Source organism: uncultured Campylobacter sp. (genome assembly GCF_938041645.1).
GTDB lineage: Bacteria > Campylobacterota > Campylobacteria > Campylobacterales > Campylobacteraceae > Campylobacter_B.
In genome coordinates this window covers 104,866-131,106 of sequence record NZ_CALIST010000055.1, presented here as the reverse complement: position 1 = coordinate 131,106, position 26,241 = coordinate 104,866, and the positions used below count along the sequence as shown (strand labels likewise).

Here is a 26,241-nt window from a genome sequence, read left to right as displayed (position 1 = left end):
CTGGAGCACCGCCTGCACGCCGCGCGCGACCTCGTAGTGCTCCTGCCCGATGACGAGCGGGTCGAGGATACGCGAGGTGGAGTCGAGCGGATCGACGGCAGGATAGATGCCGAGCTCGGCGATCTGACGGGAAAGAACCGTCGTCGCGTCGAGATGGGTAAATGTTGCCGCCGGCGCAGGGTCGGTGAGGTCGTCCGCCGGGACGTAGACCGCCTGCACGGACGTGATCGATCCCTTTTTCGTGGACGTGATGCGCTCCTGGAGCGCGCCGACGTCCGTCGTCAGCGTCGGCTGGTAGCCGACGGCGGACGGCATGCGTCCGAGCAGAGCCGAAACCTCGGAGCCCGCCTGGATGAAACGGAAGATGTTGTCGATGAAGAGCAGCACGTCCTGGCCCTGCACGTCGCGGAAATACTCCGCCATCGTGAGGCCCGTGAGACCGACGCGCATACGCGCGCCCGGCGGCTCGTTCATCTGCCCGTAGACAAGCGCCGTCTTGTCGATAACGCCCGACTCGGTCATCTCGGACCAGAGGTCGTTGCCCTCGCGGGTACGCTCGCCGACGCCGGCAAAGACGGAGTAGCCGCCGTGCTCGGTCGCAATGTTGTGGATGAGCTCCATGATCAGAACCGTCTTGCCGACGCCCGCGCCGCCGAAGAGACCGATCTTTCCGCCGCGGGAGTACGGTGCGATCAGGTCAACGACCTTGATGCCCGTCTCGAGAATCTGCGTCGATGTCTCCTGGTTGTCGAACTTCGGCGCGGGACGGTGGATCGGCCAGCTCTCCTTGTTGCCGACCGGGGCGGGGTTGTGGTCAACCGGCTCGCCGAGGACGTTGAAGACGCGTCCGAGGGTCGCCTCGCCGACGGGAACCATGATCGGGGCGCCCGTATCGTCCGCCTCCATGCCGCGCATCAGACCGTCGGTGGAGCTCATGGCGATGCATCGCGTGATGCTGTCGCCGAGATGCTGCATGACCTCGACCGTGAGATTTACCTCGCGGTCGGCGGCCTTGCCCGTGATCTTGATGGCGTTTAGGATCTCCGGCAGTTCCCCCGCCGGAAACTCAATATCTACGACAGGTCCGATGACCTGTACGACTTTACCTTTTGCCAATGGAAAACCTCCTTACCTCCATGCGCACTGCGCACACGGATGTCACTTGAGTGCCTCGGCGCCGCCGACGATCTCGTTGATCTCGTTCGTAATGCCCGCCTGACGAACCTTGTTGTAGTAGAGGTCGAGCTTTCCGATGAGTTCCCCGGCGTTGTCGGTCGCATTGCTCATTGCGTTCATGCGTGAGCTCAGCTCGCTCGCCGCCGACTGGAGGAGCGCCGCATAGATGGTGGTGAACAGGTACTGCGGCAGCAGTGCCCCGAGCACCTCCTCGGCATTCGGTTCATAGATGTACTGTGCCTGCGCGTGCGCCGCGTTTTCGCTCTCCGCCGCAAAGGGCAGGAGCTTTACGATCTCGGGGACGCAGGTGATCGCCGAGACAAAGCGCGTGTAGACCATGTAGACTTCCTGCACGCCGCCCGCCTCGAACGCAGCGATGACCTGCGCTGCGAGCTTCTGTGCGTGGCGTGCCTTCGGACGCTCACTGATGCCGACGCGCTGGTGCACGATGTCAAAGCCGCGATTCTTGAAGAAATCACGCGACTTGCGCCCGACCGCGACGATCTGCGTATTCGCCTTGTCCTCGACGAGCGTCATCGCCGTCTTGAGCGCGTTGCTCGAGTAGGCACCCGCGAGACCTTTGTCCGCCGCCATCACAAGGATGAGGCGTTTGCCCTCACTGTGCTGCTCAAGCAGCGGATGCGAGACACCGCTTGCCGCCGCCGCCACGCTCCGAATGACCGCAGCGGTCTTTTCGGCGTAGGGACGGTTGTTGTTCGCGGCTTCCTTGGCACGGCGCAGACGCGAGGTCGCGACCATGTCCATGGCGTTTGTGATCTGCTGGATGCTCTTGACGCTGCGGATGCGGCGACGGATGTCCTGTAAATTTGCCATATACAGTCACCTCTCCCCTTACGCTTCTTTGTAGGAGATGGTGTCCTTGAACTCCGCAATCGCCTTCGTGATGTCCGCCTCAAGCGCATCGTCGAGCTTCTGCTGCGACGTGATCGCCGACGCGATCTCGGGATGCGAGGAACGCATGAACTTGAGGAAGTCCGTGTGGAACGTGACGACCTTGTTCACGGGGATGTCCGTGAGGTGTCCGCGCACCGCCGTGAAGATGACAAGCACCTGCTCGGCAACGGAGAGCGGGCTGTACTGCGCCTGCTTCAGCGTCTCGACCATGCGTGCGCCGCGGTCGAGCTGCGCCTTCGTCGCCTTGTCGAGGTCGGAGCCGAACTGGGCAAATGCCGCCAGCTCGCGGTACTGCGCCAGATCCAGACGCATCGTGCCCGCGACCTGCTTCATCGCCTTGATCTGTGCGGAGCCGCCGACACGGGAGACCGAGAGACCGACGCTGATCGCCGGGCGGATGCCCGAGTAGAACGAGTCGGTGTCCAGCATGATCTGACCGTCGGTGATCGAGATGACGTTTGTCGGAATGTACGCCGAGAGATCGCCCGCGAGCGTCTCGATGATCGGCAGTGCCGTGATGGAGCCTGCACCGAGTGCGTCGGAGAGCTTCGCCGCGCGCTCGAGGAGGCGGGAGTGTAAGTAGAACACGTCGCCCGGGTATGCCTCGCGTCCGGGTGGACGGCGCAGCAGCAGCGACATTGCGCGGTACGCAGCCGCGTGCTTGGAGAGGTCGTCATAGACGCAGAGCGCATGACCGCCCTTGTACATGAAGTACTCCGCCATCGCAACGCCCGCATACGGTGCAAGGTACTGCAGCGGTGCGCTGTCCGCAGCCGTTGCCGCGACAACGATCGTGTACTCCATCGCGCCGCCGTCCTCGAGCGTCTTGACGACGCGCGCGACGGTCGATGCCTTCTGACCGATGGCGACGTAGACGCAGATACAGTTCTGCCCCTTCTGGTTCAGAATCGTATCGACGGCGATTGCCGTCTTGCCCGTGCCGCGGTCGCCGATGATCAGCTCGCGCTGTCCGCGGCCGATCGGCACGAGGGCGTCGATGGCTTTAAGCCCTGTCTGAAGCGGCTCATGGACGGATTTGCGAGCCATGATGCCTTTAGCCTTTTCTTCGACAAATCTAGTATCGCTGGTCTCTATCGCGCCTTTGCCGTCGATCGGTTCGCCTAGAGCGTTTACCACGCGACCTATTAGGGCATCACCTACCGGAACGCGCAAAAGCTTACCCAGTCTTTTAACGCTACTACTTTCGTTAATACCGCTAGTATCGCCTAAAATAACGATGCCGACACTGCTCTCCTCTAAATTTAACGCGATACCACGAGCTCCGTTTTCGAATTCGACCATCTCGTTAGCCATTACGTTTTTTAAGCCGTAAACATTAGCAACACCGTCTGCGACCGAAACGACTTTGCCGGATTCTTCGATATCAACGCTAAGATCGAAATTTTCGATTCGCTCTTTGATTATGCTACTGATTTCGTCTGCCTTAATTTTCGCACCCACGCTTTACTCCTTTAAATTGCTTTTAAAATATATTCGCTCATTTTTTGTTTCAATCTATCAACTGAAAAACTAATCTCAAATCCAAGATCCTCGACTTCGATCTTAATACCCTCAAGCTCGCTTTTAACAGGTTGCAGAGTAATATCTGCATTAAATTTCTTTGAAATTTTAGTCTCTAGCTCTTTTATTTTCGCGACGTCTATTTCGGTAGCGGAATAAATTTTACCTAAGTATTTATTATCCAGCGCCGCAATATTCTTGCGCAGTTCCTCAACTATCTGCGGGATTAGCGCAATACGCCTATTTTTAGCTAGAAGTTTAATAAAATTTACGATTTTTTCGCTTGGATTTTTTATAAACGACGCAATAAGTTCCACTTTGGATTCCTCTTTTAGCGTCGGAGATTTTACAATATCTTGGAATTTTGGAATTTTAAACGCGCTCGCGACGCTCTCGAGCGTCTGCAAAACAGAGCATAGTTCATCTTTTTTATAGCTCAGTATCAGGGCGTTTACATATCTTTTTGAGGTGTTATTTATCATCATCCGACCTTTTTCTCTACGATTTTAACCAGTTTGTCTTGACCGAATTTAATGTCGTCCGATGCAAAAACATCATCCAGTATCTCGCTTACGACCTCTTTTTTGATCTTACGCGCCTCAAAGCTCTTCTGCTCGTCGAAAGATTTTTGCAAATTCGCAATCTCTTGCTCGGTCGCATTTTTTATCTTTTCGGCAGCGAACACGATCTCTTTTTTAGCGGTTTCGATTAAAGCTGCGCCTTGAACCTTGGCATCTTGCAGATCTTTTTTAGCTTGCTCTTTGCGAGCTGCGGACTCTTTTAAAATTTTTTGATTAGCTTCAAGCCTAGATGCGATGCCGTCGATCCTACCTTGATATGCCGCTTTTGCAGGACCTTTTAACAGATAAAACAAAATTCCGAAAAATAAAATGAAATTTATGCTTCGCCACAGCACGTCGTAGTCTTTGACCCCATCGTGCTCGCCACTTGCTAAAACAAGCGCGGGAATTATAAATAAAAATAGATATTTTTTCATACTGAAATCCTCATACTTTAGCCACAGCGCTGCTTAGAGCATTTTTAAATTCCGGAATTTTGGCTTGCAACTCATTTCTTAGGCTACGTCTTTGCTCATCCAAACCGCCTAAGAATTGATTGAAATCCTCCTCCATCGCGGCTTTTTTCTCGGCTATTTCTCTAGCGGCAGCCTGCTTCGCACTATCCATCGCCTCTTGCTTTATTTTAACAGCTTGCAACTTCGCAGCATCCATGATTCTTATGATCTCTGCTTTATCGGCATCTGCATCCTGTGCGTTTTTCATCGCATTTGCCTCATCTTCTTTAATAATAGCTTCTCGCTTTTCCATATGCAAAAGTAGTGGTCTATAAAGCTTGATATTTAAGAAGTAAATCAAAGCTAAAAATACGACGATGGTCGTTATCATGGCGGTCAAACTTACGTCTAGCATCGCACCTCCTCTAGGTTAGTTTTAAACAAAATGCGTATTTTACAATATGAAAAATTAAAATACACTATAAAAAATCATCCGATTTTCTTTAAAAACTCGGAAATTTGTAAAATTTCACTAAATTCGATCGAAATTTTACGCTCTTTGATACTTATTTTACCAAATTGATCAAGCTTGGCCTTTAGCTTTAAAAGCTCAGGCTTGAAGCTTTGAAATTCCACGCCAAACTTTTTCTCTTTCGGAACGGTTTTATCTTTGAGCTTTTTTACTAAATTTTCGGTATCTCTTACGCTTAGGCGCTGTCCTAAAATGGTGTTTAGAGCTAAAATTTGATCCTCTTTTTCAAGTCCAACCATTATCTTGGCGTGCCCTTGCGAAATTTTATCTGCGCTTATGGCGTCTTGCACTTCGGAGCATAAATTTAAAAGTCTTAGCGTGTTGGTAATCTGCGTGCGGGACTTTTTGATGATGTCGGCTAACTCCTCTTGCGTGATCCTATATTCGCCGATGAGCTCCTTATAGGACTTAGCAAGCTCGATAGGATTTAGATCCTCGCGCTGGATATTTTCGATGAGGGCAAGCTCTCTTAAATTTTGAGATTTTATGTCCGCGACTACGGCTTTGATTTTACTCTCGCCCAAAAGCTTCGTCGCTCTTAGGCGTCGTTCGCCGGCGATGAGGACGTAAGAATCATCTTTTTGAATAACAATGATAGGCTGAATAAGCCCGTGGCGGGCGATGCTCTCGCTTAGCTGCCTAAGTGCCTCCTCATCGAAGCTTTGACGCGGTTGATATGGATTTGGCTCGATTTTATCGACATCGATTTCGATAACTAAGCTATCGGCATTTCCGCTTTCTAGCTCCCTGTTATAGGAGCTTTCTACGTCGTCTAAAATCGCACCGAGCCCACGCCCGAGCGCTCTTTTTACCTTGCCCATTTTTGCTCCATTATGGATTTAGCGAGGTCTTGATAGGCGATGGAGCCGGCGGATTTTATATCGTATAAAACCACCGGCTTGCCAAAGCTTGGGCTTTCGGCTAGCTTAATATTGCGCGGGATGATGACTAGATCATCACTCTTGCCGATACGAAAGAGCTTATCATCAAAATACTCGCGTAAATTCGCGACCGTTTCTTTAGCGAGGTTGTTTTGCAAACTATACATCGTAGGCAAAAATCCGCGAATTTTTAAATTTTTATTGAGCGTTTGCTTGACAACTTTTACGGTATTTAGGATCAGCGCGACGCCTTCAAGTGCATAGAATTCGCACTGAATCGGGATGATGACGCTATCGCTTGCGACCAAGGCATTTACCGTAATGCTACCGAGCGTCGGCGGCGAATCTATGATGATGAAATCGTATCTGTCCTTAACCTCCGAAATTTTATTTTTTAGCATTAGTTTGAAGTCTTTCTCTTCACTTACTTCGCGCTCGATGCCTACAAGTCCGATATTTGACGGCACTAAATCCATAAACTCAAGTTCGGTCTTTTGGATCACTTCGGACATGCTCTTACGCCCCGTTAGGACGTGATAAATGTTAAATTCAAAGTCGCTGCGGTTAAAGCCAAGCCCGGTCGTAGCGTTCGCCTGAGGGTCTACGTCGATCAGTAGGACCCGCTTTTTCTTTATCGCTAGCGACGCAGCAAGATTAACCGCTGTGGTCGTCTTTCCGACGCCGCCTTTTTGATTTGCAATCGTAATTACTTCACTCATCTTAAAGCATAAACCCTTTCTTCATTTATTATGATCGATCCGTCTTCGCAAAGTTTAGCCTGCGCGAGTGAAATTTTTTCGCCGCCTAGATGAACGCTAAATTTTTGCGATTTTTGGAATTGTAACGAAAAATTTCTAAAAATTTGCTTCCACGAGATTTTATTTTCATATAGCGCAAAAAAGCCCTCTATAGCGTCTTTTGCGCTGATTTTTATATCTAAAATTCCCGCATATTCGGGCGCGCCGAGTAGGTTCATGCCGATGCCGCAGATGAGGGTATTTTTGATCTTATTCGTCATCGCCCCGCCGATTTTACGCTCGCCTAGATAAAAATCGTTAGGCCATTTAAGCCAAAGCTGAGAGCCGAGCGATGCGAGAAGCTCCTGCATGATCATCGCAAAATATATGCTCGCCGACTGAGGCGGCACATCTGCGGGCAGATCCGTTTGAGCGACACAGAACGAAAATGCGAGATTGCCGCTCGCGCCCTCCCAATCATTGCCGCGCGAGCCGATACCGGCGCTTTGGCGATTTGCGGCGATCGCAAAAGGCGGCGCTATCCTGCCTTCGCGCACGGCGTCTACTAAAAACTCCTGCGTAGAGGGCATTTGCTCTACAAATTCTACTTGCAAAACCTGCTCCTTGCGTAAGACGAAGGGCTCGTCTTGAAATATTGCAAGCGTTTAAATTCTGCGCTGCGATAGAATTTTGCAACAAGATGAAATTTAGCACGATTAAATTTTACGACATAGTGAAATTTTGTGCGATGAAATTTTGCGATCTTGCTAAACTCTTCGGCAACGTGGATTTTCCTAGCGGCACTGCGATAAAATTTTAAAGCTCTGTCTCGCAAAAATTCTGCGGCACGATCATAGAATTTTAAATGGTGCGTGTTCGGTGTAGCGCCGTAAAGTCCGCAACCGCCAAAGCGAAATTTAAAGCTCCTGCGAGCGTAAAATTTTAGAGCATAGAAGTAAGATTTTAAAATTTTATAAAGCCTTGGTTTTGGAGCTTCGCTTCGAAATTCCGCACGGCAAAATTTTACTTCACGATCGCAGCGATACCTGGAGCAAAATTCCGTCGTAACGCCAAAAGTGCGGCGCAAATAAAATTTCCGCGTAGCATCATAAGCGCGGCGCAAAACGCGAGCCTTCAAAACCCAACCTAGCATAGCAGATCGCCGATCTTTAGCCGCTTGCCGTTTAGATACGCGCTAGCGTCCACGGGCTTTTTACCCGGCTCTTGCACCTTCATGATCTTAACCGCGCCTTCGCCGCATGCGACGCCAAAGCCAAGCTTATCGACGCTTAAAATTTCGCCCGCGCGTTCAAATTTACGCCCGCAGTATTCGCACAAAAGCTCTAGTTCTAAAATTTTAAGTCCGCTAGCTAGATAGATCCCGGGCCAGGGCGTTAGCGCGCGAAATTTATTATAAATTTGCTGTGCGCTCTGCTCAAAGCTAAAAAGCCCGTCTGATTTGCTTATCTTTTTGCAGTGCGTAGCCTGCGCATCGTCCTGCTTAAGCGGCTTTAAATTTGCAAAATTTCGCAGCACTCGCACTATCAGCTCGCCCGCCAGATCCCCGAGCTCGTCAAAAAGCTGCGCCGCCGTTTTGTCCTCGCAAGGCGTGTAGGCAAAATCAAGCATATCGCCCGTGTCAAGCCCCACGTCCATCAGCATTGCCGTCACGCCTGTCTGCTTTTCGCCCGCCAAGATCGCGCTTTGGATCGGACTTGCGCCACGGTATTTAGGCAGGATCGAAGCGTGCAGGTTTATGCAAGGCGCGATATCAAGCACGGCCTGCGGCAAAATTTTACCGTATGCTGCAACCACGATAAAATCAGGCTTTAGCTCTTTTATCTGCGCTGCGACCGCCTCGTCTTTGAGTGTCGCAGGCTGAAAGATCGGCACTGTGGGAAGGTGCTGCTGCGCGTAAACTTTAACCTCGCTAGGAGTTAAAATTTGCTTCCTGCCGACGGGTTTATCTGGCTGCGTAAATACGGCCGCAATCTCAAATTTCGCCTCCGCAAGCGCGCGTAAAATTTTAGCCGCATACTCGGGAGTACCCATAAAAACTATATTCATTATTTTCCTTTAATTTTAGCTAAATCACGGCGCGAGAGATCACACGGGCGCCGACCGTGCTCGCAATAAATTTTACGCATACCGTGAGGTAAACCCTGGTTCACGCTCGTGCGCCTTATTTGACGGCGGATTGATTTTTATCCTCGGATCCGTCTGGCCAAGGCCAAAAAGCGCACGGATCTTCGGACCAATAAATCTTTGCAGACGGTTTCGCCCCCAGCTCATCCAGGCTAATCTTGCCGTCACGATTAGCATCGAGCCTCTTAAATTCAGAGCCTGAGCGCAGATTTAGCTCTACTCTCAGCCCAGACGGCACCTTGCTCGCCATCCACTCCTGCAAGCTCAGTGCGCCGTCGCGATCCTTGTCGTTAAAGTCCATAAAATTCGGCACCGGATCGGCGGGATCGCAACCATATGCGCCGAAGCATAAAAATACTAGAATGAAAATTTTATTCATTTCGCTTCCTTAAATTTTATCTTTTTGCGACGTTTGCGAGCGATAAAAATAAAATTTAACAGCGTATACGGGCTGCTTAAGGCGTGCGTTCGCAAAAGCCCTCTGCGGCGCGACTTTTACCGCAGCCTACAGCTCCTTTTTAAGCAGCTCAAGCAGGTTAAATTTTAGCTCGTTTATATTTTGTCCCGTAGCCGAAGATATCGGCATCACGAAAAACGGCTTAGCGGCGTCAAACTCATAAATATCTTGTTTAAATTTCATCTCGTCAGCCATGCCCGCAAGCCCCAAATGCGACAAAAAACCGTCAAATTTTTCCTGCAAATTTTCAGCCGCGTCCGCACGAGTTAGAGCGATCGCGTAATCTCTTTTTGCAAGCTCTCTGGAAAATTTCGCCGTCTCCGCCCGTAGCGCGTCAAACTGCTCCTCAAGGCTGCGGTAGTTCGCAAGATCGAGCATAAAAAGTAAAATTTTCGTGCGCTCGACGTGTTTTAAAAACTGCACGCCAAGCCCGCGCCCTTCGCTAGCCCCCTCGATAATGCCCGGGATATCGGCCATTACAAAGCCGCTGTATTCGTCTACCTCGACGAGTCCGAGCTTTGGCGTGAGCGTAGTAAACTCGTAGTTTGCGATCTGGGGTTTAGCATTTGAAACGGTCGAGATTAGCGTGCTTTTGCCCACGTTTGGAAAGCCCACAAGCCCCACGTCGGCGATGAGTTTTAGCTCCAAGCGCACCTCGCGCGTCTGCCCCTCTAGGCCTTTTTGCGCATATTCGGGGGCTTGATTGATCGAGCTTTTAAAATGCACGTTACCAAGCCCACCTTTACCGCCTTTTAAAAACAGCTTCGTCTCGCCGTCGTTTAGCATATCAAGCACCAGCTCGCCGCTATCCTCGTCGTAAACGCTGGTGCCCGGAGGCACGATGAGATAGAGATCCTCGCCGCTTTTGCCGGTCTTTTTGCGACCCTCGCCGGGCGCGCCGTTTTGCGCTTTAAACTCCCGCTTGCCCTTATAGGATGAGAGGGTATGGGAGTTTTTATCAACCCTAAAATACACGTCGCCGCCGTCGCCGCCGTCGCCGCCGTCGGGACCGCCTGAGATGACGAATTTTTCGCGGCGGAAGCTGACGCAACCTGCGCCGCCATTGCCAGATTTAACGCTAAATTTTACGCTGTCTATGAACATAGCTATCCTTAAATTTAAAACGGCAATTATAGCCAAATGAGTTGAAGATAATTTTTAAATGGATGAAATTTTAAAAGAGGGGCTTGCGCCCCGAAGATTTAGCGATGCTTACGCGGCCGGATAAACCGATACTTTTTTGCGATTTTTATCTTTTCGCTCAAATTTTACAACGCCGTCGATCAGTGCAAAAATCGTGTGATCGCTACCCATGCCTACGTTGCAGCCCGGGTGCGTCGCGGTGCCGCGCTGGCGGATGATGATGTTGCCCGCGCGAACGAACTCGCCGCCGAATTTTTTGACGCCCAAGCGGCGTCCGATACTATCTCTATTATTTTGGGTTGAGCCCTGACCTTTTTTGTGTGCCATTTCCTATCCTTTATGCGTTAATCGAAACGACTTTGACGCGGGTGTATTGGCGTCTGAAGCCGCGTTTTACTTTTGAATCTTTACGTCTGCGTTTTTTGAAGATAACGACTTTTTTATCCTTGCCTTCGCAAACGACCTCCAAAACCACCCTGGCACCCTTTACAAACGGTGCTCCTACCTTTAACTCGCCGTCGTTTAGCGCTAAAACTTCGCTAAGTTCGAGCTTCGCTTTCGGCTCAGCATTAAAATGGTCTAAATTTAGGTAGTTACCCTCTTCGACCTTATACTGCTTGCCGCCGTGTTTGATGATAGCATACATCAAAAATCCTTTAAAATTTGGTAGCCAAAAAGGCATTTGCCGTGCAAAATTTAAAAGCCCGTTTGGTATTAAAGGTTGCAATATTATCTCAAATTTTATAAATTCCTACTGAAACGCCTCGCAAAATTCCTACGAAATTTCAAATTTAAAGGGCTCGGATTTATTTTAAACTAAAGATAAATGTGCTACTATCGCAACGAAATTTTTGAAGGAGAATTTTATGAGAAATTTAATAGCTGCGCTCGTAGCAGCGGTATTTTTTATCGGTTGTTCCAACTGGAATATATCCAACGAACCAAGCGGAGTACGCAATCAAACAAAATCCCAAAGCAGCAAAACAAATATCGGCGGCGTAAATGATAAAGTCCAAGAGGTCTCCACCGCAGGCACCACTGATATGGTCGAAACGACCTTGCCCGATAGCACAGGCATGACTAATGCGCCGAAAGATCGCAGCGATGCATTTCATATCAATCAAGTAATTTCTGCATGGAATAAACAGCCAGACTCCATCAAAACAACCGAAGACAATGGCAATATCTACACCTGGAAAAACTATAAGCCAGGCTGCGACGTATCACTTACCAGCGACTCGGAAGGCTACGTATCAAAATCCGCTATCAAATCAGCACTCTCTCAGTGTCTATAACCAACTTATCCGCGACGCCGAAATTTTAAAATTTCGTAAAATTTCGGCTTACGAGCGGGTACTGCTTCACCAAATCTAATTTTAAAATCCTACGGTTCGCTCTTAAAAATTTACTATACGTATTGTATAATCGAGGACTTTTAATCACTGGAGTAAAATATGAAGAAAATTTTATTTGTAGGTGCGCTTTTAGCGGCATTAAATAGCTATGCGGCGGCGGGCGAACACATCAAGGTCTATCACGGCGAGAGCTGCGGCTGTTGCCACAACTGGGCAAAATATATGGAGCAAAATGGCTTTGAAGTCGAGATTATTTCGCTGGCTGACGAGCCGCTTATCCAGAAGAAGAATGAGCTCAAACTTCCGCTGGAGCTCGCTAGCTGCCACACCGCGATCGTAGACGGATATGTAGTCGAAGGGCATATGCCAGCAAGCGAGATCCGCACGCTACTAAAAAATAAGCCTAAAGACGTCATCGGCATAGCAGTACCTGGCATGCCGCTAGAAGCACCAGGTATGGAGCAAGGCTCTCAGCCCGAGGTCTATGACGTGGTAGCGTTTAAAAAGGATGGCTCGTATCAAAGCATCGCCACTTACAAAGGCAAAGAAAAAATCAAATAATCCGCCGCTTTAAAGCGGCAAACTTACTTATTGGTTCGATAAAATTTTGCCTATTTATGGCTTGGCACAATTTACTTTAGCCGGCGAATGCTGCCACTATATGCAAAAGTAATGTGTAAAATAATTTCAAAAACTAGCATGATAAAAGAAATTAAAATTCGGGTGGATGGGCTAATAGGGGTCGAACCTATATTCACAAATCCAGAGTTTGTTGTCCTGCCATTAGACGATAGCCCATTGCGGAAGCGGTATTTTATAGAATTTTGCTTTAAAAAAGCATAAGAGCGGGCGGAATTTTAAAATTTCGTAAAATTTTAGATTAAATTTAAAGCCCTGATGAGCCGAAACGATAAATTAAAACGCAAAAGCTAACGCTGCTTTCATCGGCTCTGATAAAAGAATATGGCTATCATCGCGGAGCTAAATTTTAAAATTTGGCTAGTTTATCCTATATTTGCGCCTTTGCGAGCTATTTGTCGCAGGATGAAATTTTAGTATATAAGCCTGTCTTCAAAACATATATGTTTAGTGCTCGCTAGGCGGGCGCGACCTTAAATGCTATAAATCAAACCGAAAATCCGCAGCGAGCATAATTGCGACAAAACCCAAATACGGCGCTCAAAATAAGCGCCAAATAGACTTGCGATAGGATCGCACAAAAAGCCTGTCAAATACTTGCCTCAAGCGGAGCGTAGAATTTATCGCTACTAAATGGGGTCTAAACTAAAATCAGAATTAAAATTTAGGTGCGAGACGCTTGCATTAAATTTCTTGCAAAAGCCGTTCACAAGCTCAAAAGATATTGCGAAATTGCGTAAAATTTGACTGCGGTAAAATTTTCTCATACATTGTGTTAATACAAACCGAAAATGAATAAAACACAATTACTCGAGGTAGCAAAATTTTCCCATACGCTGTTAATACCGAACATTGACGAATCAGATCAAATATACTATGGACAAAGTGAAATATTCCCGTACATTGTTAGTTCGGCACGGGCTGTTGCTAGAGCAGAGCAGAAATATGCGGAATTAACTCCGCCTATCGTTTGAACACCTAGAAAACACCTTGCTCCCCAGCTAAATAGCGCGGACAAATTTTATATCGCGCGCTGTTTAAAACGCAAAAATTAATTGGAAATTTTAAATTTCGAGCGCGAATTCGCTTAAATATTTGTAAAAATAGCGCATCAAAACTAGGTAAAATTTCGCTCCGTCGCGCCTAAAATTTTGATGAAATTTTGCGTATCAACTCAACCGCCTCTTTTGCGTCCGCGCATACGAACTCGAAATGTGCCCGTAGTTCCGAGGCACTGCCGTAGCCGCAGCTTACGCCCACGCTTCGCACCGCTGCCGACTTTGCCGAGATGGCGTCAAGCGACGTATCACCGATCATAAAGATATTTTGGCTTACAGAAGGCAGGATTTCGTCACTGCAAATTTTGTCATAACAAGGAGTGGAATTTAGCTCATGCGCATCATAAATTTTACTGCCGCGCGCTCCGACTTTATCGCTCTCGCCCTCAATGTCGACACCGCTCTTCTGGCTATTATCGCCAGCTTTATATTTAATACCAATCGCTTCGCTTAAATTTTTAAACGAAATCCTATCAGAATTTTGACTCGCGATGCTGCTTAAATTTTGCTCGTAAACTTTGCTAGGATCAGGATCAAGCGCAGGAAGGCTCTTTAAATCAGGCGTTGAAATTTTACTCAAAATCGCGCTCCTGTTAGTAGCACTTGTATTTTCATCGGCAGTCGCGTCGTGAGTTTTACCGCGAGCCGCATGCGGGCTTTTGCTAGCAGTCGCGCCGCAAATTCCTAAATTTTCAAGCGCCTTTAAGATCGGTTCGGCGCTTGGTTTGGGATCTTGCACGTCCTCTCGTCCGACGATGGTGCCGAAAAATTCCGCGATACCCAGATGCTGCAATAAAATTTTAGAAAATTTCGACGTCTTGGTCGTCACGACGCCTAAATTTGCAAACTCGCTCGCCGCACGAACCGCCTCGAACGCACCGCTTAGCAGAACGGTCTGATCCAAAAAAGTCTGCACGTATCGCTGTTTGTAGGCGAGTACGAAATTCTGTACATCGCGCGTCACACCTAGACGCTCAAACATTACCTCTAACGGATGCCCGATAAGCTTTTTAATCGCTTCGTCGCTAGGCTCTACGGCGCCCAAATGCGCAAATGCATAATGAAAACCATCTAATATCGCGGGCGTGGAGTCTATGAGTGTACCATCGAGATCAAAAAGCAGAATGGTTTGAAATTTTGGCATTTTGAAATTTAGTTTGGATATAAAAAAAGCGGAGCCGAAGCCCCGCTTATGTGGATCTAGAAAAGATTATTTTCTAAATTTAGCATCTACGCGTCTATTTTGAGCGCGGCCTGCTTTAGTAGCGTTTGTAGCGATAGGCTTAGTCTCACCGTATCCTACAGTGGTGATTCTGCTAGCATCTACGCCGAAGCTCTTAAGCGCACCTCCAACTGCAGCAGCTCTGCGCTCGGAAAGCTTTTGATTATATGCATTCGAACCGGTGCTATCGGTGTGACCCTCTAAGATTACTTTGTAATCAGGGTGAGCTACTAGCACGTCGCTTACGTTTTTGATCTGGTTCATAAACTCAGGAGAAATTTTTGAGCTATCTGTAGCGAAATTTACGCCCAAATTTAATCTAATAACCTTCTCGCAGCCATATTCATCAACAACTACGCCAGCAGGTGTGCCTGGGCATCTATCGACATTATCGCATACGCCGTCGTTATCTGCGTCTTTGCAGCCTGTAGGAGCCGGAGCGGCAGCTGGGGCTGCGTCAGCATATCTCTTGCCAAAATCAACTGCAAAGCCTAGAGTATAGAATAATACGTGGTTGCCGTCGTCAAATCTGATAGCATCGCGTGCTTCAAGTTTTGTAGCAAAGTTGTCGGTAATGTAGTATTTTAGACCCAAGCCGTATTGACCGAAGCCGCTATCTTGGTCGCCATCGTTGTAAACGTCTTTAGTGTAATCCATATATCCAAGACCTAGCAAGCCGTATAATTTGAAATTATCGGTAAAATTTACCAAGTCTTTTACAGTATTGATGTGATAATATTTAGCGTCAGGCTTATCGTTGCCTACTCTGTGAGCTAAATCCTCTACGCCAATATTGCGAGAGTAATCAAAACCAACCTCTACTTGATCGATAAACGAATCTTGTAGATTTTTGGCAAGACGTAGACCGAACATAAAATTCGAATCCAAATCCATATTGCCCTCATGAGTCATTCCACCAATAGTAGGGGTGATCTCCCAGTGATAATCAGCATCGCTAGCGAACAATGCGCTGGATGCACACAAGCTTAATGCAAGTAGAACTTTCTTCATTAAACATCCTTTCAAATAAAGTTGTAATTCGATATTACCATAAAATTTTTAAAGAATTTACAAATTTGCGACAATTTCGCCACAAATTTGTAAAAAACATTATCTCTTAGAGAACTGCGGGCTTCTGCGCGCTTTGCGGCGACCGAATTTCTTTCGCTCAACCACGCGGCTATCGCGAGTTAACAGACCTTTTGGCTTAAGAGCCGCTCTAAAATCTTTATCCATCGCGGCAAGCGCCTTTGAAATTCCGTGCTTTAGCGCATCCGCTTGAGCCGAATATCCGCCGCCCAAAGTCTGCGCGGTGATATCCATCGAGGTCTCTTGTTTAGTCGCTAAAAGCGGCTGAACGACTCTTAGCTTGATCGCTTCGTGACCGCCTAGCCAGGTGTTTAGATCCATACCGTTTACTACGATCTTGCCGCTTCCAGGTTTTACCCAAACCTTAGCTACGGCAGTTTTTCTCTTTCCGGTTGCATAAATTGTCGCCATGATTATTTTCCTTTTTTAGTTGTTTGCGCAGTATGAGGGTGCTCGCCGCCTTCATATACGAATAGCTTTTTGATCATCGCCTTACCGAGCTTCGTCTTAGGAAGCATGCCGCGAACCGCAAGCCTGTAGAGCTTTGCGGGATTATTTTTAAGCAGATCTTGAAATTTCACGCTCTTTACGCTTCCGAAATAGCCCGAGTAGCTGTGATAAAGTTTATCGTCGCCCTTGTTATTGCCGGTAAATACGGCTTTTGAAGCGTTGATGATAACGACGTAATCTCCGCAATCCACGTTTGGAGTGTAGCTTGGTTTGTGTTTGCCGCGTAGCAATACCGCAACTTCGGTAAGCATTCTACCGAATCTTTTGTCGGTCGCGTCGATAACGACCCAGTCGCGCTTAACTTCGCTAGGCTTTGTAATTTCTGTCATGGTTTCCGCCTTATTAAAATTTGAGCTGTGATTATATAGAAATATCCTTACGTATAGCTTAATTTAAGCTATCTTTAATCTATCTGCGCTCAAATTTCATCTAAATTTTAAAATTTTATCCCTCCTCATTTACTTCGATCAACCTAGCGCCCGCAGCTTCGAGAGCCAGCACAAAGGCGCGCACCCGCACATGCGGATAAAACTCGCGGATCACGCTTTTATACCGCGCCACTTGAGCTTTGTTTTGCGCGAGGTATTTTTCGGAGCTCTTGTAATCAAAAAGCAAAATTTCATCCTGCCCAAAGCACGCCAGATCTACGCGCAAAAGTTCATTCTCCGCGCTTTTGATCGGCATCTCTTTATAAGCTTGAGCGCCTCTTATCAGAGCTAAAAATTCCTCGTTTTTGCTTAGACCAAGCGCCCGCGCCGCGATATTTTCAAAATCCGCATCGTTTAAAAATTTAGCGTAGCGACCTCTTGCCAGGCTTACTCCTCGCAAAATTTCATCCACCGCAAATCCTTCGCTCATCTCCAGAGCATAGTGCAGCGCCTCGCCGAAATATATCGCGCTTAGCGCTTCCGTTTCGCCGCCGCCCGCTTTTTCTTGCGCGCCTTGAGGCTCGCCCGCTACGAGCGCGACCTTTTTTTGCGGCGGCTTCTCTTCTGATTTTACGGAGCTTGGGATTACGTAGCCGTATTGAAAATCCGGGATATCCAGCCATTCCACTACGCCCGCGCCCTTGGTCTTTTTGGCGTAAGGCGAAAAAAAGCTATAATTGTATTGATCTATTTTTGCCTCGGAGCGTTTTACGATGATGAGCGAGCGTTCGGCGCGGGTAAATGCCACATATAGCTTATTTATATCCTCTTCATGCGCAGAGCGATCGTTTTCATCCATTAATGCTGCAAATTCCGCATCCAGGCTCTTTCTGCTCGCAAATTTATAAAAAATTCTCCACTTATGCGTGGTAAAATCATAGTCCGTCGCGAGCTTTGAGCTCTCGCCCCGGCCTTTTCCTCCGATGCGGTCGCAGACGATTACATGCGGAAACTGAAGCCCCTTGGACTTATGCACGGTCATAATTTTAATGCCGCTTTGTTCCTTGGCAAATACCTCCGTTTCGTCGTTTGCAAACAGATACTCGCTAAAACTATTAAATTTTGCCAGCGTCTCAAAAAACAGCAGCAGATCCGGATCAACAAAATTTAATTTCAGCGCACTAGCTATAAATTCTGCCGTTTTTTGCGCGTTTTTATGCAGATCGACCGCTATTTTTTTAAGCCGCCTGCCCAAAATCGCTTCGGCGTTTCGCAGATAAATTTCATCGCCACCTACGCAAAATTTCGCGTATTGAATTACGGCATTTACCTGCTCGCTGCAACGCAGAGCCTTATTTGAGCCGCTACACACCTCGCAAAATTCCGATAGCATCTCTTTTAGCGCGCTTACGTGCTCATTTTTCCAGCATAAAATCGCAATATCATCAGCTCTTACGCCGCACTCCTCAACAAGCCTGCGCGCTTGCTCCACAGCCCCCTTTAGCACATCGTCGTATGAAAATGCCGCTACGTAGCCATAATCGTCGCTTTGCACCTCAAATAGTGGCATTTGTGGATGAGAAAGAGGATAATCCTTGATTTTTTGCAGCACCGAAGCGGGCAGATCGCTATCTAGCTTATTTGCTGCGATTTGATCTTCATAAGACGCAAATTTATCGCGCAAGATCTCATTTACAAATTTTACGATAAGTTTTAAGCTACGATAATTGCGCGGTAGGCTCTGCGTTTTGATTTGGCTAAACTGCTCGCGCAAAATATCAAAAATTTTTCTCTCCGCGCCGCGAAATTTATAGATGCTTTGTTTTTTATCGCCTACGTAAAAAAAGCTACCGCAGCGCTCTTCCGCCCCTTTGCCAGCAAGCGCTTCGGAGATTAGCGGCAGCATGATTTCATACTGGCAAATGTCGGTATCTTGGAATTCGTCGATTAAAATATGCGTGATTTTAGAATCGAGCCTGAAATACAAAAGCTCGCGGTTGCCCCGCAACGTCTCTGCGCTTGGATTTAGCAGCGAGTGCACGGCTGCGGTGACATCGCCGAACGTGAGCTTGCCGCTTTTGTGCTGCACCGATTTAAGCGCTTCGGCATAAATTTTAATTAGTCCTGCCAGCTTAGCCGCATATGTCGCATCCATCCACGCTATTTCGCGAGCTATGGCGTCTTTTAGCCTTGCTAGCTCACCGTCAAGATACGAAATTTTTTTAAGCTGTGAGCGCGGATAATCGAAACTACCGTTGGCAAGAGCCGAAAGAATGAAACCCGAAGATAATTTTGACAGATCACTAACAGGGCTTAGCCCATTTACGGCTCCAGCGCTTACGCCCGCATCTCTCGCCGCTTTTTGCAAGCGAGATAAAATTTCATTTATCTCTGCCAGTGCGGAGTTTGCGGGAAGCGTGGGCGGATTTATGCTTATATCGCCTCTCCAAATGCTTTGTAAGCTATTTAAGAACTCGCTCTTTGTCATTTCTGAGCCGCTTACATAATCCACGACCTCTCTTAATAGCGCTTCGTTTTTACAAATCGCGCCTAAAAACGCCGCCTGCTGCACGCCCAAAATCCCTTCATCGTTTTCAAAGCTTGGGTCAATGCCGCTGTTTAGCGCAAAAGAGCGCAGAGCTTTTGCAAAAAACGCATCGAAGGTAAAGACGTTTAGGCTCTCGCTTAAAAATTTAGGCAGTAGGCGCTGTTGCGCTGCCATAACCTCATCCACGCTTAGCCCCAAATCAGCACAAATTTGCTCCAGCTCGGCGCTAGGCTTTAGCGAGTCATCCTGCAAAAGCAGCAAATTTTGAAATTTCTCCACGATGCGCGTTTTCATCTCAGCAGCAGCTTTTTTGGTGAAGGTAAGCGCTAAAATTTCATTGATCGGCTCGCCTTTTAGCACCAGCTCGATGAACCTCACTGCAAGATTGAAGGTCTTGCCGCTGCCTGCGCTTGCTTCAAGCGCCAGATAATTTTCAAATTTTGCCATCGATCTGCCCCTTGCAAATGATTTTATAATCGCAGTATTCACAGCTTTGCACCGCCTCCGTGCGCGTAAAAGCAACCTCGCTTGCAAATTCCTTGCCGATAGAGCTTAGCGTCTCGCGTAGGTTTTCTAAGCTAGGCGTTTTGTCGCCAGGAGTTGCAAACGCGCAATCTTTTAGCGATAGATAGGCGCATTCGCACTCCTGGGCTAAAAGCGCGCGATAAAACGTAAGCTGGAATTTTTCCATATGTTTTTTAGCTGAACCACGTTTGTAATCGATGATGAACTTCCGCCCCGTCTTGTCTTCGTCGATGCGGTCGATCCGCCCGCTCAGCCGCACTCCGTCAAGCTCGCCTTTTAGCGATACTTCACTACCGCTAAAGCTCCAAATTTGCTCATGCCCTTCCAAAAGCCTAGCTAGCTTTTCTACAGCTTTTAGCTCAAGCTCTGCATCAAAGCGCGCGATGCCCGCTTCTCGCGCGAGCTGCGAATAAATAGAGCGAAATTTTTCCATGCTAAATTTCATCTCCGCTCGCTCATATAAACGCTGAAAACTCGTATGTAAAATTTTACCTAAAAGCGCATTATCCTCGCCAAATTTTAGCCCTTCTTTTAGCCCGAAAATGTAGCGGTAATAATACTTCCTCTTGCATTCTAAAAACATATCCAGCCGCGAAAACGATAGCTCCTCGGCAAAAAAATCATGGCGAGCCACAGGATCTTCTTGTCCGCATAAGGCGGGCTTAAATTCTTCTCTCCCAAAAAGCCGCAAATAATCCTCCTGCGAAAATTCCGCGTCTTGTTGCACTTCAAAGCTTTTTAAAAACCGCGAAGGCAATTTCTCGACGCTTTGCAAATAGCAAATCGCACTTTTTTTAGCGCCTCTTAGCAAGCCGTCGTAGTAAAATCTTTGTAAATTTTCGCGGTCTGCATGGCTGATGAGCCCTGCTCTAGCGCGCAAAGCAGAGTTTAAAAACATCTCTCCGCTACTGCGCTTAGGCACCAGATCATCGTTAAAATCGGGGATTATCACGCCGTCAAATTGCAGTCCGCGGCTCTCTAAAAGCCCCATTACCGTGACCTTTCCGCCACGAACATCATCAAGCTTAATGCGCGAAATTTCTAACAAAAAAAGATCGATTAGATTGCCCAAGCTTAGGTTTTCGTCCTTAAATTTTCGAAGCAAAATTTTAATTAGATATAGCGGCTCTTTTAGCTTTTCTTGCAGTAGCGCGTCGCTAATTTTGGGTAAACAGACAAGCTTGATAATTAGCGCCTCAAAATGCTCGAAGCTTACTTGCTTTGCAAAATCGCGTGCGAACTCACCAAAAAGTGCCTCATCCACGCCCACACTCGCAAAAAACAGATCAAGCTCCTGCGGGTTTGGGCGCTGCGGATATTCATCTGCGTCCTCGCGCATTTTAGAGTGCCTAAAGCGATCGCGCTGTTTAGGGCTTTTTGAATACCTATCTTCTTCCTCAAGCTCTATATGCTCCCGCTGCATAGAGTGTCGTAGGCTCTCTTGACGCTGCTTTAAAAGCTCTTGCTGTTTTGCGCTAACCGAATAATCGGGCTGCTGCGCACACTCCAAGGACTCTTGCAACTCTGCAATATCCAAAGAAAAGCTTTGCTCTCCCGCGCTATCCGCGCGTTCCGCCGAAATTTCGTGCAGAATTTCAAAATTTGCCGTATTTTCAAACTCTCGCGCAGATATAAAATTTAAATCCATTTTAGAAATTGAAAAAATTTCGCAATCAAACGGGGAATTTTGCTGTGCTAAATTTTGCGATGCAGAATTATCAGAAGCGAAATTCCCTAGCGCTAAATTTTGCTGTGTCGCGGAATCCCCCGTATCCAAAAATCCTCCATTCGGACTTTTGAATGCGTGGTAATCTACGCCAAATTTCGGCATGCGCGCTTCTTTTAAGCACTGCGAAATTTTCTCTAGCGTTACGTAAAATAGGCTATCTTTAAGCTTCTCTCCCATCGCAAAATTTAGCAGCCTGTGCGAACTGCGAGCCCTTGCGATGCGCTCGTCGTAAAGCCGCAGTGTGCCGGCAAAGCTCTCGTCGGGCAAAATTACCGCGATGCGCTCCGGCGCGATGCCCGCGCGCACGAAGGATGAAATTTTTTCAAAAACATAGCTCGCCTGCAAGCTTCGCAACTCAAAGCCTCTACACACAACCGCTCCGCCCATGCTTAGCGGCTCTCGGCTTAAAATTTCACCCGTACTAAGATTTACGCGGTATGCAAAACCTGCGTCTAGACTTATGCCGCAAAGCTCCTCCACCGCACGCACAGGCTTGGAATTTAAAGTCGTGACTCTAAAGCTCAGTACGACCTCGCTCAGCTCCGCAGCGCGCTTAAAAACCTCGAACTCAAATGCGCTAGGATTGCCGTCGATGTTGATTTCTATCCGCTCAAATCCGCGCAGATAGGATTCGTTTAGTTCATAAAGCACGGGCAGCGTGATCTCGTCGTAAAATCCATGCTCACGCAAAATCCTTGCATACGCCCTCGCTAGCTCTCGCAGAATTTCAAAATGCTCGGCGTACCACGCATAGGTGTCGCTAAGATCGAGCGCATCGATACTCACGCGCTCCGTCGCAAGCTCCTTGAAAAAACCGAAAAGATACTCGCGGTTGCGCATAAACTCGTAAAGCTCGCTAGGGAATTTAAGCCTCTCGTCTGCGCGCTTGCTCTCGTTTACCGCTTGTTTCATAAAAAGCGCGCGGTCTATCTCACCGCAAGCGACAAGATCCGGCACAAAAAGCGCCTTTTCGTAGAATTCCGCCAACGTAATCCTGGGCGCCAGCACGCCGCCGCTCTCGTTTTGCAGCGCCGCACGTAGCGCACGCGAGCTAGTGTAGACAAAGAGATTTTTAGAGGGCAAATTTTTCAAAACAAATCCTTTAGAACGATTCGCAGAACGCGGAATTTTGCGATATTTTAGCAAGAAATTTTTAGTTTGGGCTTTTAAGCAAAGAAGTTTTTGAAAAGCTTGAGAGGTTAAATTTTATCAAGTCAAATTTAGTAAGTTGGATGAGCGTCAAATTTTAATCTGTGGTGCTTTGGCGCGGAATTCTACCTCGCTCCGCATTAATCGCGGCATATTTAAACGCAAAATTTTACGAGTGGATTCCGTAAATTACAAAGCGGCAAAAACGCGACGGAATTTAAGCAGGCTCAGGCTCGATCTTGTATCCCAGGCTCGGGACGTTTTTTATGATTTCACCACCCACTTTATCGCGGATACGCTTGACGAAGGTACGAAGCGCCGTATCGCTTACGGCTCCTTCAGTCCAAACATAACGCTTGATCTCCTCGTAAAGTACCAGCTCGCCCACGCGACTGGCTAGCAGCGAGACAAAAGAAAGCTCCTTTTTAGTAAGCACGATCTGCTCGCCATCCTTCAGCAAAATACGACGGAGCCCGTCAAATACGTAGCCTGCGCCCATATTTACGACTCGTACCGAGTCCAGCTTAGACTTCATCAGCGCGCTTATCTCTAGCACAAATGCGGCGATATCTACCGGCTTAAAGTAATACCGCTCGACGCCAATCTCCATAACGCCTTTTAGCTGCTCCTCCCTACTGAAGCCGCTAAGCACCACGATAGGGGCATGCGGAAAGATCTGCTTAATCTGACGTATCATCTCAAGCCCATCCTCGATTGGCATTAAAATGTCGGTAATGACGAGATTGGGGCTAAATTTTTTGAATTTTTTTACACCTTCAAGCCCGTTTTGGGCATTGTAAACGTTGTTAAAAATACCCTCAAACGCCTTATGCAGCGAGGCTAGTAATTTAGTATCATCCTCGACTAGCAAGACGTCCAGCTCTTTTAAAGCGCAGCTCATAGCAGACCCCTCAAGGCGAAATTTCAAACGAAATTCTTTCAAATTTTCTCTTTTATTGAGCTTAAAATAATGTTAAGTTAAAAATTTAATTCCATAAAGTAACACAACTCTTATTTTAGGTGCAAATATGGGCGGGATTAAAAAAACAAGCGTGAGTAAAAACCGCAGCCTAGGAATGGAGTAGAAATTTAAAGTGACGCGAATTAAATTTATCGATGCGAAAGAGATTTAAGAGCGGCTGAAAGTAAAATTTCAAAGCAAACGCAGGTAAAATTTCACTACGCGGCGGAGTGGAATTTTATTTTAGGCAAATAGCTTTTAGAGGGAAATGAAACGGCGCCGATAAGGTTTAAAGGGCAGGTATAGTTTATCAAAAACTAGGGCATAACTGGCAAAATTGCGTCAATAAGACTTTAACGGGCGGGCGACGTTAGATAAAATTTTACGGGCGACAGGGCAGCTTACTAGCGCAACTTTTGACGGCAACAAAACGGTTCGTCAAATTTAAAGGGCTTGAAGCTATGAGAAATGTGCCGCAGGATCTATTTTGAAAGAGCTAAGCGCACCAAGCCTGATCTTTAAAGTGCGTAAAATTTAGCCGCGCGTGCGCTTAAAAGCTACGTGGAAGCAAAATCACGCAAATGAAAAGCATGCGGCGCGCAGCCAGTTTAAATTTAAAATCGCGACTGGCACAGATCCGTTTCATCCAAAAAGCTGCTTAATCCAAAATCGCCGCGGCAATCCTCAGTCTGCAAAAATGCGCTTTGCGTACCGCTCCAGCCTGCAATTATCCAGGCTGCAACGAGTCTTAAATTCACTACGCAAAGACCGCATTAAAATTTAAAGCTTGCCGCAAATTTAAAATTTTACCGCAGGGCCGCGGTAAAATTTCATGGGGCAAAATTTCAAAATCATAAAATTTCAAGAAATTCTTTGAAGATATATTTGCTCTCGGTAGGCCCTGCGCTGGCTTCGGGGTGGTGCTGTACCGAAAATACGGGATAGTCTCTGTAGCGCACGCCCTCGATCGTGCCGTCGAAAAGATTTCGGTGCGTGATCTCGCAGATCTGCGCGATCGTTTCGGGGACGTTGTAGTTGTGGTTTTGCGCGGTGATCTCGATCGATTTGGTGCGCAGGTTTTGCACGGGGTGGTTTGCGCCGTGCTGGCCGAATTTCAGCTTGTAGGTCTCATATCCCATCGCGTTGCTTAGCAGCTGATGACCTAGGCAAATTCCAAAAATCGGCACGCGCGCCTCAACCATCTTTTTGATCTGCGCGATCTCCTCTTTGAGCATGCGAGGCTCGCCAGGGCCGTTTGATAAAAACACGCCGTCGATCTGCCCATCTTTAAGCTTAGCAATCAGGCTCTCTGCCGTAACGTCATGCGGAAAAACCTCGACGCTGAGCCCCAGATCGCAAAGCTCGTTTAGGATGTTTCGCTTTACGCCGTAATCGATCACGGCTATCTTTTTGCCGCAGCTTGCGGGCTGAGCGTAGCTTCCGCGCGTGGCGTCCCAGCGACCAGATGTGTGCTTATACGGCGCCTTCGTGCTTACGATGCTTACGTAGTTGATCTCCTCTATGCGCGCAGACTCGCTAAGCGCCTTTTTAAGAGCCGCCTTATCGCTGATCTCGGTAGAGACGAAGGCGCGCAAACTGCCCTGATCGCGCAGCATCTTGGTTAAAAATCTGGTGTCGATGTCGTAAACGCCGAATTTTCCGTTTTGCAGAAAATAATCTTCTAGGCTCATCTGCGAGCGGAAATTTGAAGGCTCGTTGTTAAAATTTCTTACGAAAATTCCGCTGGCGTGGATTTTAGAGCTTTCCTTGTCGTTTTCGTTGATCCCTACGATACCGATTTCGGGCATCGTAAAGATAATGAACTGCCCCGCGTAGCTGGGATCGGAGATGATCTCTTCGTAGCCCGTGGCGGAGGTGTTAAACACGAGCTCGCCGAATGCGCTGCCGCCCTTGCCGAACGCCTTGGCTTGCAGATAGATGCCGTTTTCTATGTAGATATACGCATTCATTACAGCATGCCCCGTTTTCTTAGCTCCTCTTCGTAGAGCTTTTCAAACACAAGCTCGTATTCTTCGGTGCCTGGGATCAATTTTTGCTTGTAGCCCTCGATCTTTTCATAGACCTCGTCTTCGATCTTTTGGTAGCTTTTCAAATACTCCTCGATCGCGTTATAAATTATCGTCTTTAACCTGTTTTCGGAGACTTTGTAATCGATCAAATTTTTCTTCCAAACGGTTTCTAAAATTTTATGCGATATGGTGCCGTAGCGATCCTCGAAATTTAGCTCAAAATTCTCGTCGTTTGCGATGTGGCGTTTGATGAGCCAAAACATATCTTTTTTATTCACGCTCATCTCATCTAGCTCGCTTATGCGCTCATCTATCAGCTCATTTGCGCGCTCGTCTATCGCTCTTTCTTTTTGCAGATCGACCCTTATGATCTCGTCCGCTTCCTTGGCGACTGGCTCTATGCCCGCACTAAGCGTAACGCAGCCCGAGTTTAGCAGATCCAGCGCTATTTTATGCGCGATATATGGCACGTGTGGTAGTCGTATTCGCATGATCGTTCCTTTAAATTCAGTTCTATGAGCGGTCGCGCCGCCCGC

General features: G+C 47.6%; 26 protein-coding genes and 1 tRNA gene. 3 read left to right on the top strand and 24 right to left on the bottom strand.

Annotated features, from left to right (window positions below; all coding sequences use genetic code 11):
- The 9 genes from atpD to Q0600_RS08325 all read right to left on the bottom strand — a co-directional run.
- On the bottom strand, positions 1 to 1,116 hold a 1,116-nt coding region (gene atpD / locus Q0600_RS08365; protein ID WP_298759108.1), incomplete at its 3' end, for a F0F1 ATP synthase subunit beta.
- Positions 1,117 to 1,158: 42 nt separating this feature from the next.
- Positions 1,159 to 2,010, bottom strand: a complete 852-nt coding sequence (gene atpG / locus Q0600_RS08360) for an ATP synthase F1 subunit gamma (RefSeq protein WP_298759105.1) — start codon at positions 2,008 to 2,010, stop codon at positions 1,159 to 1,161.
- Between the two features lie 18 nt (positions 2,011 to 2,028).
- Positions 2,029 to 3,552 carry a F0F1 ATP synthase subunit alpha gene (atpA, locus tag Q0600_RS08355; protein ID WP_298759101.1) on the bottom strand — a complete coding sequence of 508 codons (1,524 nt, stop codon included), beginning with the start codon at positions 3,550 to 3,552 and terminating at the stop codon, positions 2,029 to 2,031.
- 11 nt (positions 3,553 to 3,563) lie between these two features.
- On the bottom strand, positions 3,564 to 4,094 hold the full coding sequence (locus Q0600_RS08350; protein WP_298759098.1) for a F0F1 ATP synthase subunit delta: 531 nt from the start codon (positions 4,092 to 4,094) through the stop codon (positions 3,564 to 3,566).
- Positions 4,094 to 4,609 carry a F0F1 ATP synthase subunit B gene (locus Q0600_RS08345; RefSeq protein WP_298703483.1) on the bottom strand — a complete coding sequence of 172 codons (516 nt, stop codon included), beginning with the start codon at positions 4,607 to 4,609 and terminating at the stop codon, positions 4,094 to 4,096. The genes Q0600_RS08350 and Q0600_RS08345 overlap by 1 nt, the downstream gene beginning before the upstream one ends.
- 10 nt (positions 4,610 to 4,619) lie before the next feature.
- Positions 4,620 to 5,042, bottom strand: a complete 423-nt coding sequence (locus Q0600_RS08340) for a F0F1 ATP synthase subunit B' (protein WP_298759097.1) — start codon at positions 5,040 to 5,042, stop codon at positions 4,620 to 4,622.
- Between the two features lie 74 nt (positions 5,043 to 5,116).
- Positions 5,117 to 5,980 (bottom strand): ParB/RepB/Spo0J family partition protein, encoded by an 864-nt coding sequence (locus tag Q0600_RS08335; RefSeq protein ID WP_297881227.1) that lies wholly within the window; start codon positions 5,978 to 5,980, stop codon positions 5,117 to 5,119.
- A complete protein-coding gene (locus Q0600_RS08330) occupies positions 5,968 to 6,759 on the bottom strand; it encodes an AAA family ATPase (protein ID WP_177389424.1) in 792 nt (263 codons plus the stop codon). Before Q0600_RS08330 ends, Q0600_RS08335 begins: the two co-directional genes overlap by 13 nt.
- Complete coding sequence (locus Q0600_RS08325; protein WP_298759094.1) at positions 6,756 to 7,391, bottom strand: biotin--[acetyl-CoA-carboxylase] ligase; 636 nt, start codon at positions 7,389 to 7,391, stop codon at positions 6,756 to 6,758. The genes Q0600_RS08330 and Q0600_RS08325 overlap by 4 nt, the downstream gene beginning before the upstream one ends.
- Before the next feature lie 41 nt (positions 7,392 to 7,432).
- Here Q0600_RS08325 and Q0600_RS08320 point away from each other — a divergent pair, with 41 nt between their 5' ends.
- Positions 7,433 to 7,597, top strand: a complete 165-nt coding sequence (locus Q0600_RS08320) for a hypothetical protein (RefSeq protein ID WP_297943742.1) — start codon at positions 7,433 to 7,435, stop codon at positions 7,595 to 7,597.
- Positions 7,598 to 7,923: 326 nt separating this feature from the next.
- Here the strand turns inward: Q0600_RS08320 and fmt are convergent, their stop codons facing one another.
- From fmt to rplU, 5 genes are all read right to left on the bottom strand, one after another.
- The gene (fmt, locus tag Q0600_RS08315; protein WP_298759090.1) at positions 7,924 to 8,844 is read right to left on the bottom strand and encodes a methionyl-tRNA formyltransferase; all 921 of its coding nucleotides are present in this window, start codon (positions 8,842 to 8,844) and stop codon (positions 7,924 to 7,926) included.
- Between the two features lie 115 nt (positions 8,845 to 8,959).
- Positions 8,960 to 9,301 carry a hypothetical protein gene (locus tag Q0600_RS08310; RefSeq protein WP_298759087.1) on the bottom strand — a complete coding sequence of 114 codons (342 nt, stop codon included), beginning with the start codon at positions 9,299 to 9,301 and terminating at the stop codon, positions 8,960 to 8,962.
- Between the two features lie 126 nt (positions 9,302 to 9,427).
- Positions 9,428 to 10,483 (bottom strand): GTPase ObgE, encoded by a 1,056-nt coding sequence (gene obgE, locus Q0600_RS08305; protein WP_298759084.1) that lies wholly within the window; start codon positions 10,481 to 10,483, stop codon positions 9,428 to 9,430.
- Between the two features lie 108 nt (positions 10,484 to 10,591).
- Complete coding sequence (gene rpmA / locus Q0600_RS08300) at positions 10,592 to 10,849, bottom strand: 50S ribosomal protein L27 (RefSeq protein ID WP_291938329.1); 258 nt, start codon at positions 10,847 to 10,849, stop codon at positions 10,592 to 10,594.
- Between the two features lie 10 nt (positions 10,850 to 10,859).
- Positions 10,860 to 11,168, bottom strand: coding sequence for a 50S ribosomal protein L21 (gene rplU / locus Q0600_RS08295; RefSeq protein WP_298759082.1), 309 nt, complete (start codon positions 11,166 to 11,168; stop codon positions 10,860 to 10,862).
- Between the two features lie 220 nt (positions 11,169 to 11,388).
- Here rplU and Q0600_RS08290 point away from each other — a divergent pair, with 220 nt between their 5' ends.
- Positions 11,389 to 11,817: a hypothetical protein gene (locus Q0600_RS08290; RefSeq protein WP_040303372.1), complete on the top strand. Its 429-nt coding sequence runs from the start codon at positions 11,389 to 11,391 to the stop codon at positions 11,815 to 11,817.
- A 159-nt stretch (positions 11,818 to 11,976) separates the two neighbouring features.
- Positions 11,977 to 12,438 carry a DUF411 domain-containing protein gene (locus Q0600_RS08285; RefSeq protein WP_298759080.1) on the top strand — a complete coding sequence of 154 codons (462 nt, stop codon included), beginning with the start codon at positions 11,977 to 11,979 and terminating at the stop codon, positions 12,436 to 12,438.
- Positions 12,439 to 12,601: 163 nt separating this feature from the next.
- Here the strand turns inward: Q0600_RS08285 and Q0600_RS08280 are convergent.
- The 10 genes from Q0600_RS08280 to Q0600_RS08235 all read right to left on the bottom strand — a co-directional run bounded on the left by Q0600_RS08280 (position 12,602) and on the right by Q0600_RS08235 (position 26,196).
- Positions 12,602 to 12,675 (bottom strand) — tRNA-Gln (locus Q0600_RS08280).
- A gap of 984 nt (positions 12,676 to 13,659) precedes the next feature.
- Complete coding sequence (locus Q0600_RS08275) at positions 13,660 to 14,718, bottom strand: HAD family hydrolase (RefSeq protein ID WP_298759076.1); 1,059 nt, start codon at positions 14,716 to 14,718, stop codon at positions 13,660 to 13,662.
- Between the two features lie 66 nt (positions 14,719 to 14,784).
- Positions 14,785 to 15,807, bottom strand: coding sequence for an OmpA family protein (locus Q0600_RS08270; protein WP_298759073.1), 1,023 nt, complete (start codon positions 15,805 to 15,807; stop codon positions 14,785 to 14,787).
- Positions 15,808 to 15,906: 99 nt separating this feature from the next.
- The gene (rpsI, locus tag Q0600_RS08265) at positions 15,907 to 16,296 is read right to left on the bottom strand and encodes a 30S ribosomal protein S9 (protein ID WP_005869670.1); all 390 of its coding nucleotides are present in this window, start codon (positions 16,294 to 16,296) and stop codon (positions 15,907 to 15,909) included.
- A gap of 2 nt (positions 16,297 to 16,298) precedes the next feature.
- Entirely contained in the window at positions 16,299 to 16,724 is a 426-nt protein-coding gene (gene rplM / locus Q0600_RS08260) for a 50S ribosomal protein L13 (protein ID WP_005869672.1), read from the bottom strand.
- 115 nt (positions 16,725 to 16,839) lie between these two features.
- On the bottom strand, positions 16,840 to 19,758 hold the full coding sequence (locus Q0600_RS08255; protein WP_298759071.1) for a RecB-like helicase: 2,919 nt from the start codon (positions 19,756 to 19,758) through the stop codon (positions 16,840 to 16,842).
- Positions 19,745 to 22,657 (bottom strand): PD-(D/E)XK nuclease family protein, encoded by a 2,913-nt coding sequence (locus tag Q0600_RS08250; protein ID WP_298759069.1) that lies wholly within the window; start codon positions 22,655 to 22,657, stop codon positions 19,745 to 19,747. Before Q0600_RS08250 ends, Q0600_RS08255 begins: the two co-directional genes overlap by 14 nt.
- A 274-nt stretch (positions 22,658 to 22,931) precedes the next feature.
- Positions 22,932 to 23,615: a response regulator transcription factor gene (locus Q0600_RS08245; RefSeq protein WP_298759066.1), complete on the bottom strand. Its 684-nt coding sequence runs from the start codon at positions 23,613 to 23,615 to the stop codon at positions 22,932 to 22,934.
- A gap of 911 nt (positions 23,616 to 24,526) precedes the next feature.
- A complete protein-coding gene (carA, locus tag Q0600_RS08240) occupies positions 24,527 to 25,645 on the bottom strand; it encodes a glutamine-hydrolyzing carbamoyl-phosphate synthase small subunit (RefSeq protein ID WP_298759060.1) in 1,119 nt (372 codons plus the stop codon).
- Entirely contained in the window at positions 25,645 to 26,196 is a 552-nt protein-coding gene (locus Q0600_RS08235; protein WP_298759057.1) for a DUF507 family protein, read from the bottom strand. Before Q0600_RS08235 ends, carA begins: the two co-directional genes overlap by 1 nt.
- Positions 26,197 to 26,241: the final 45 nt, after the last annotated feature.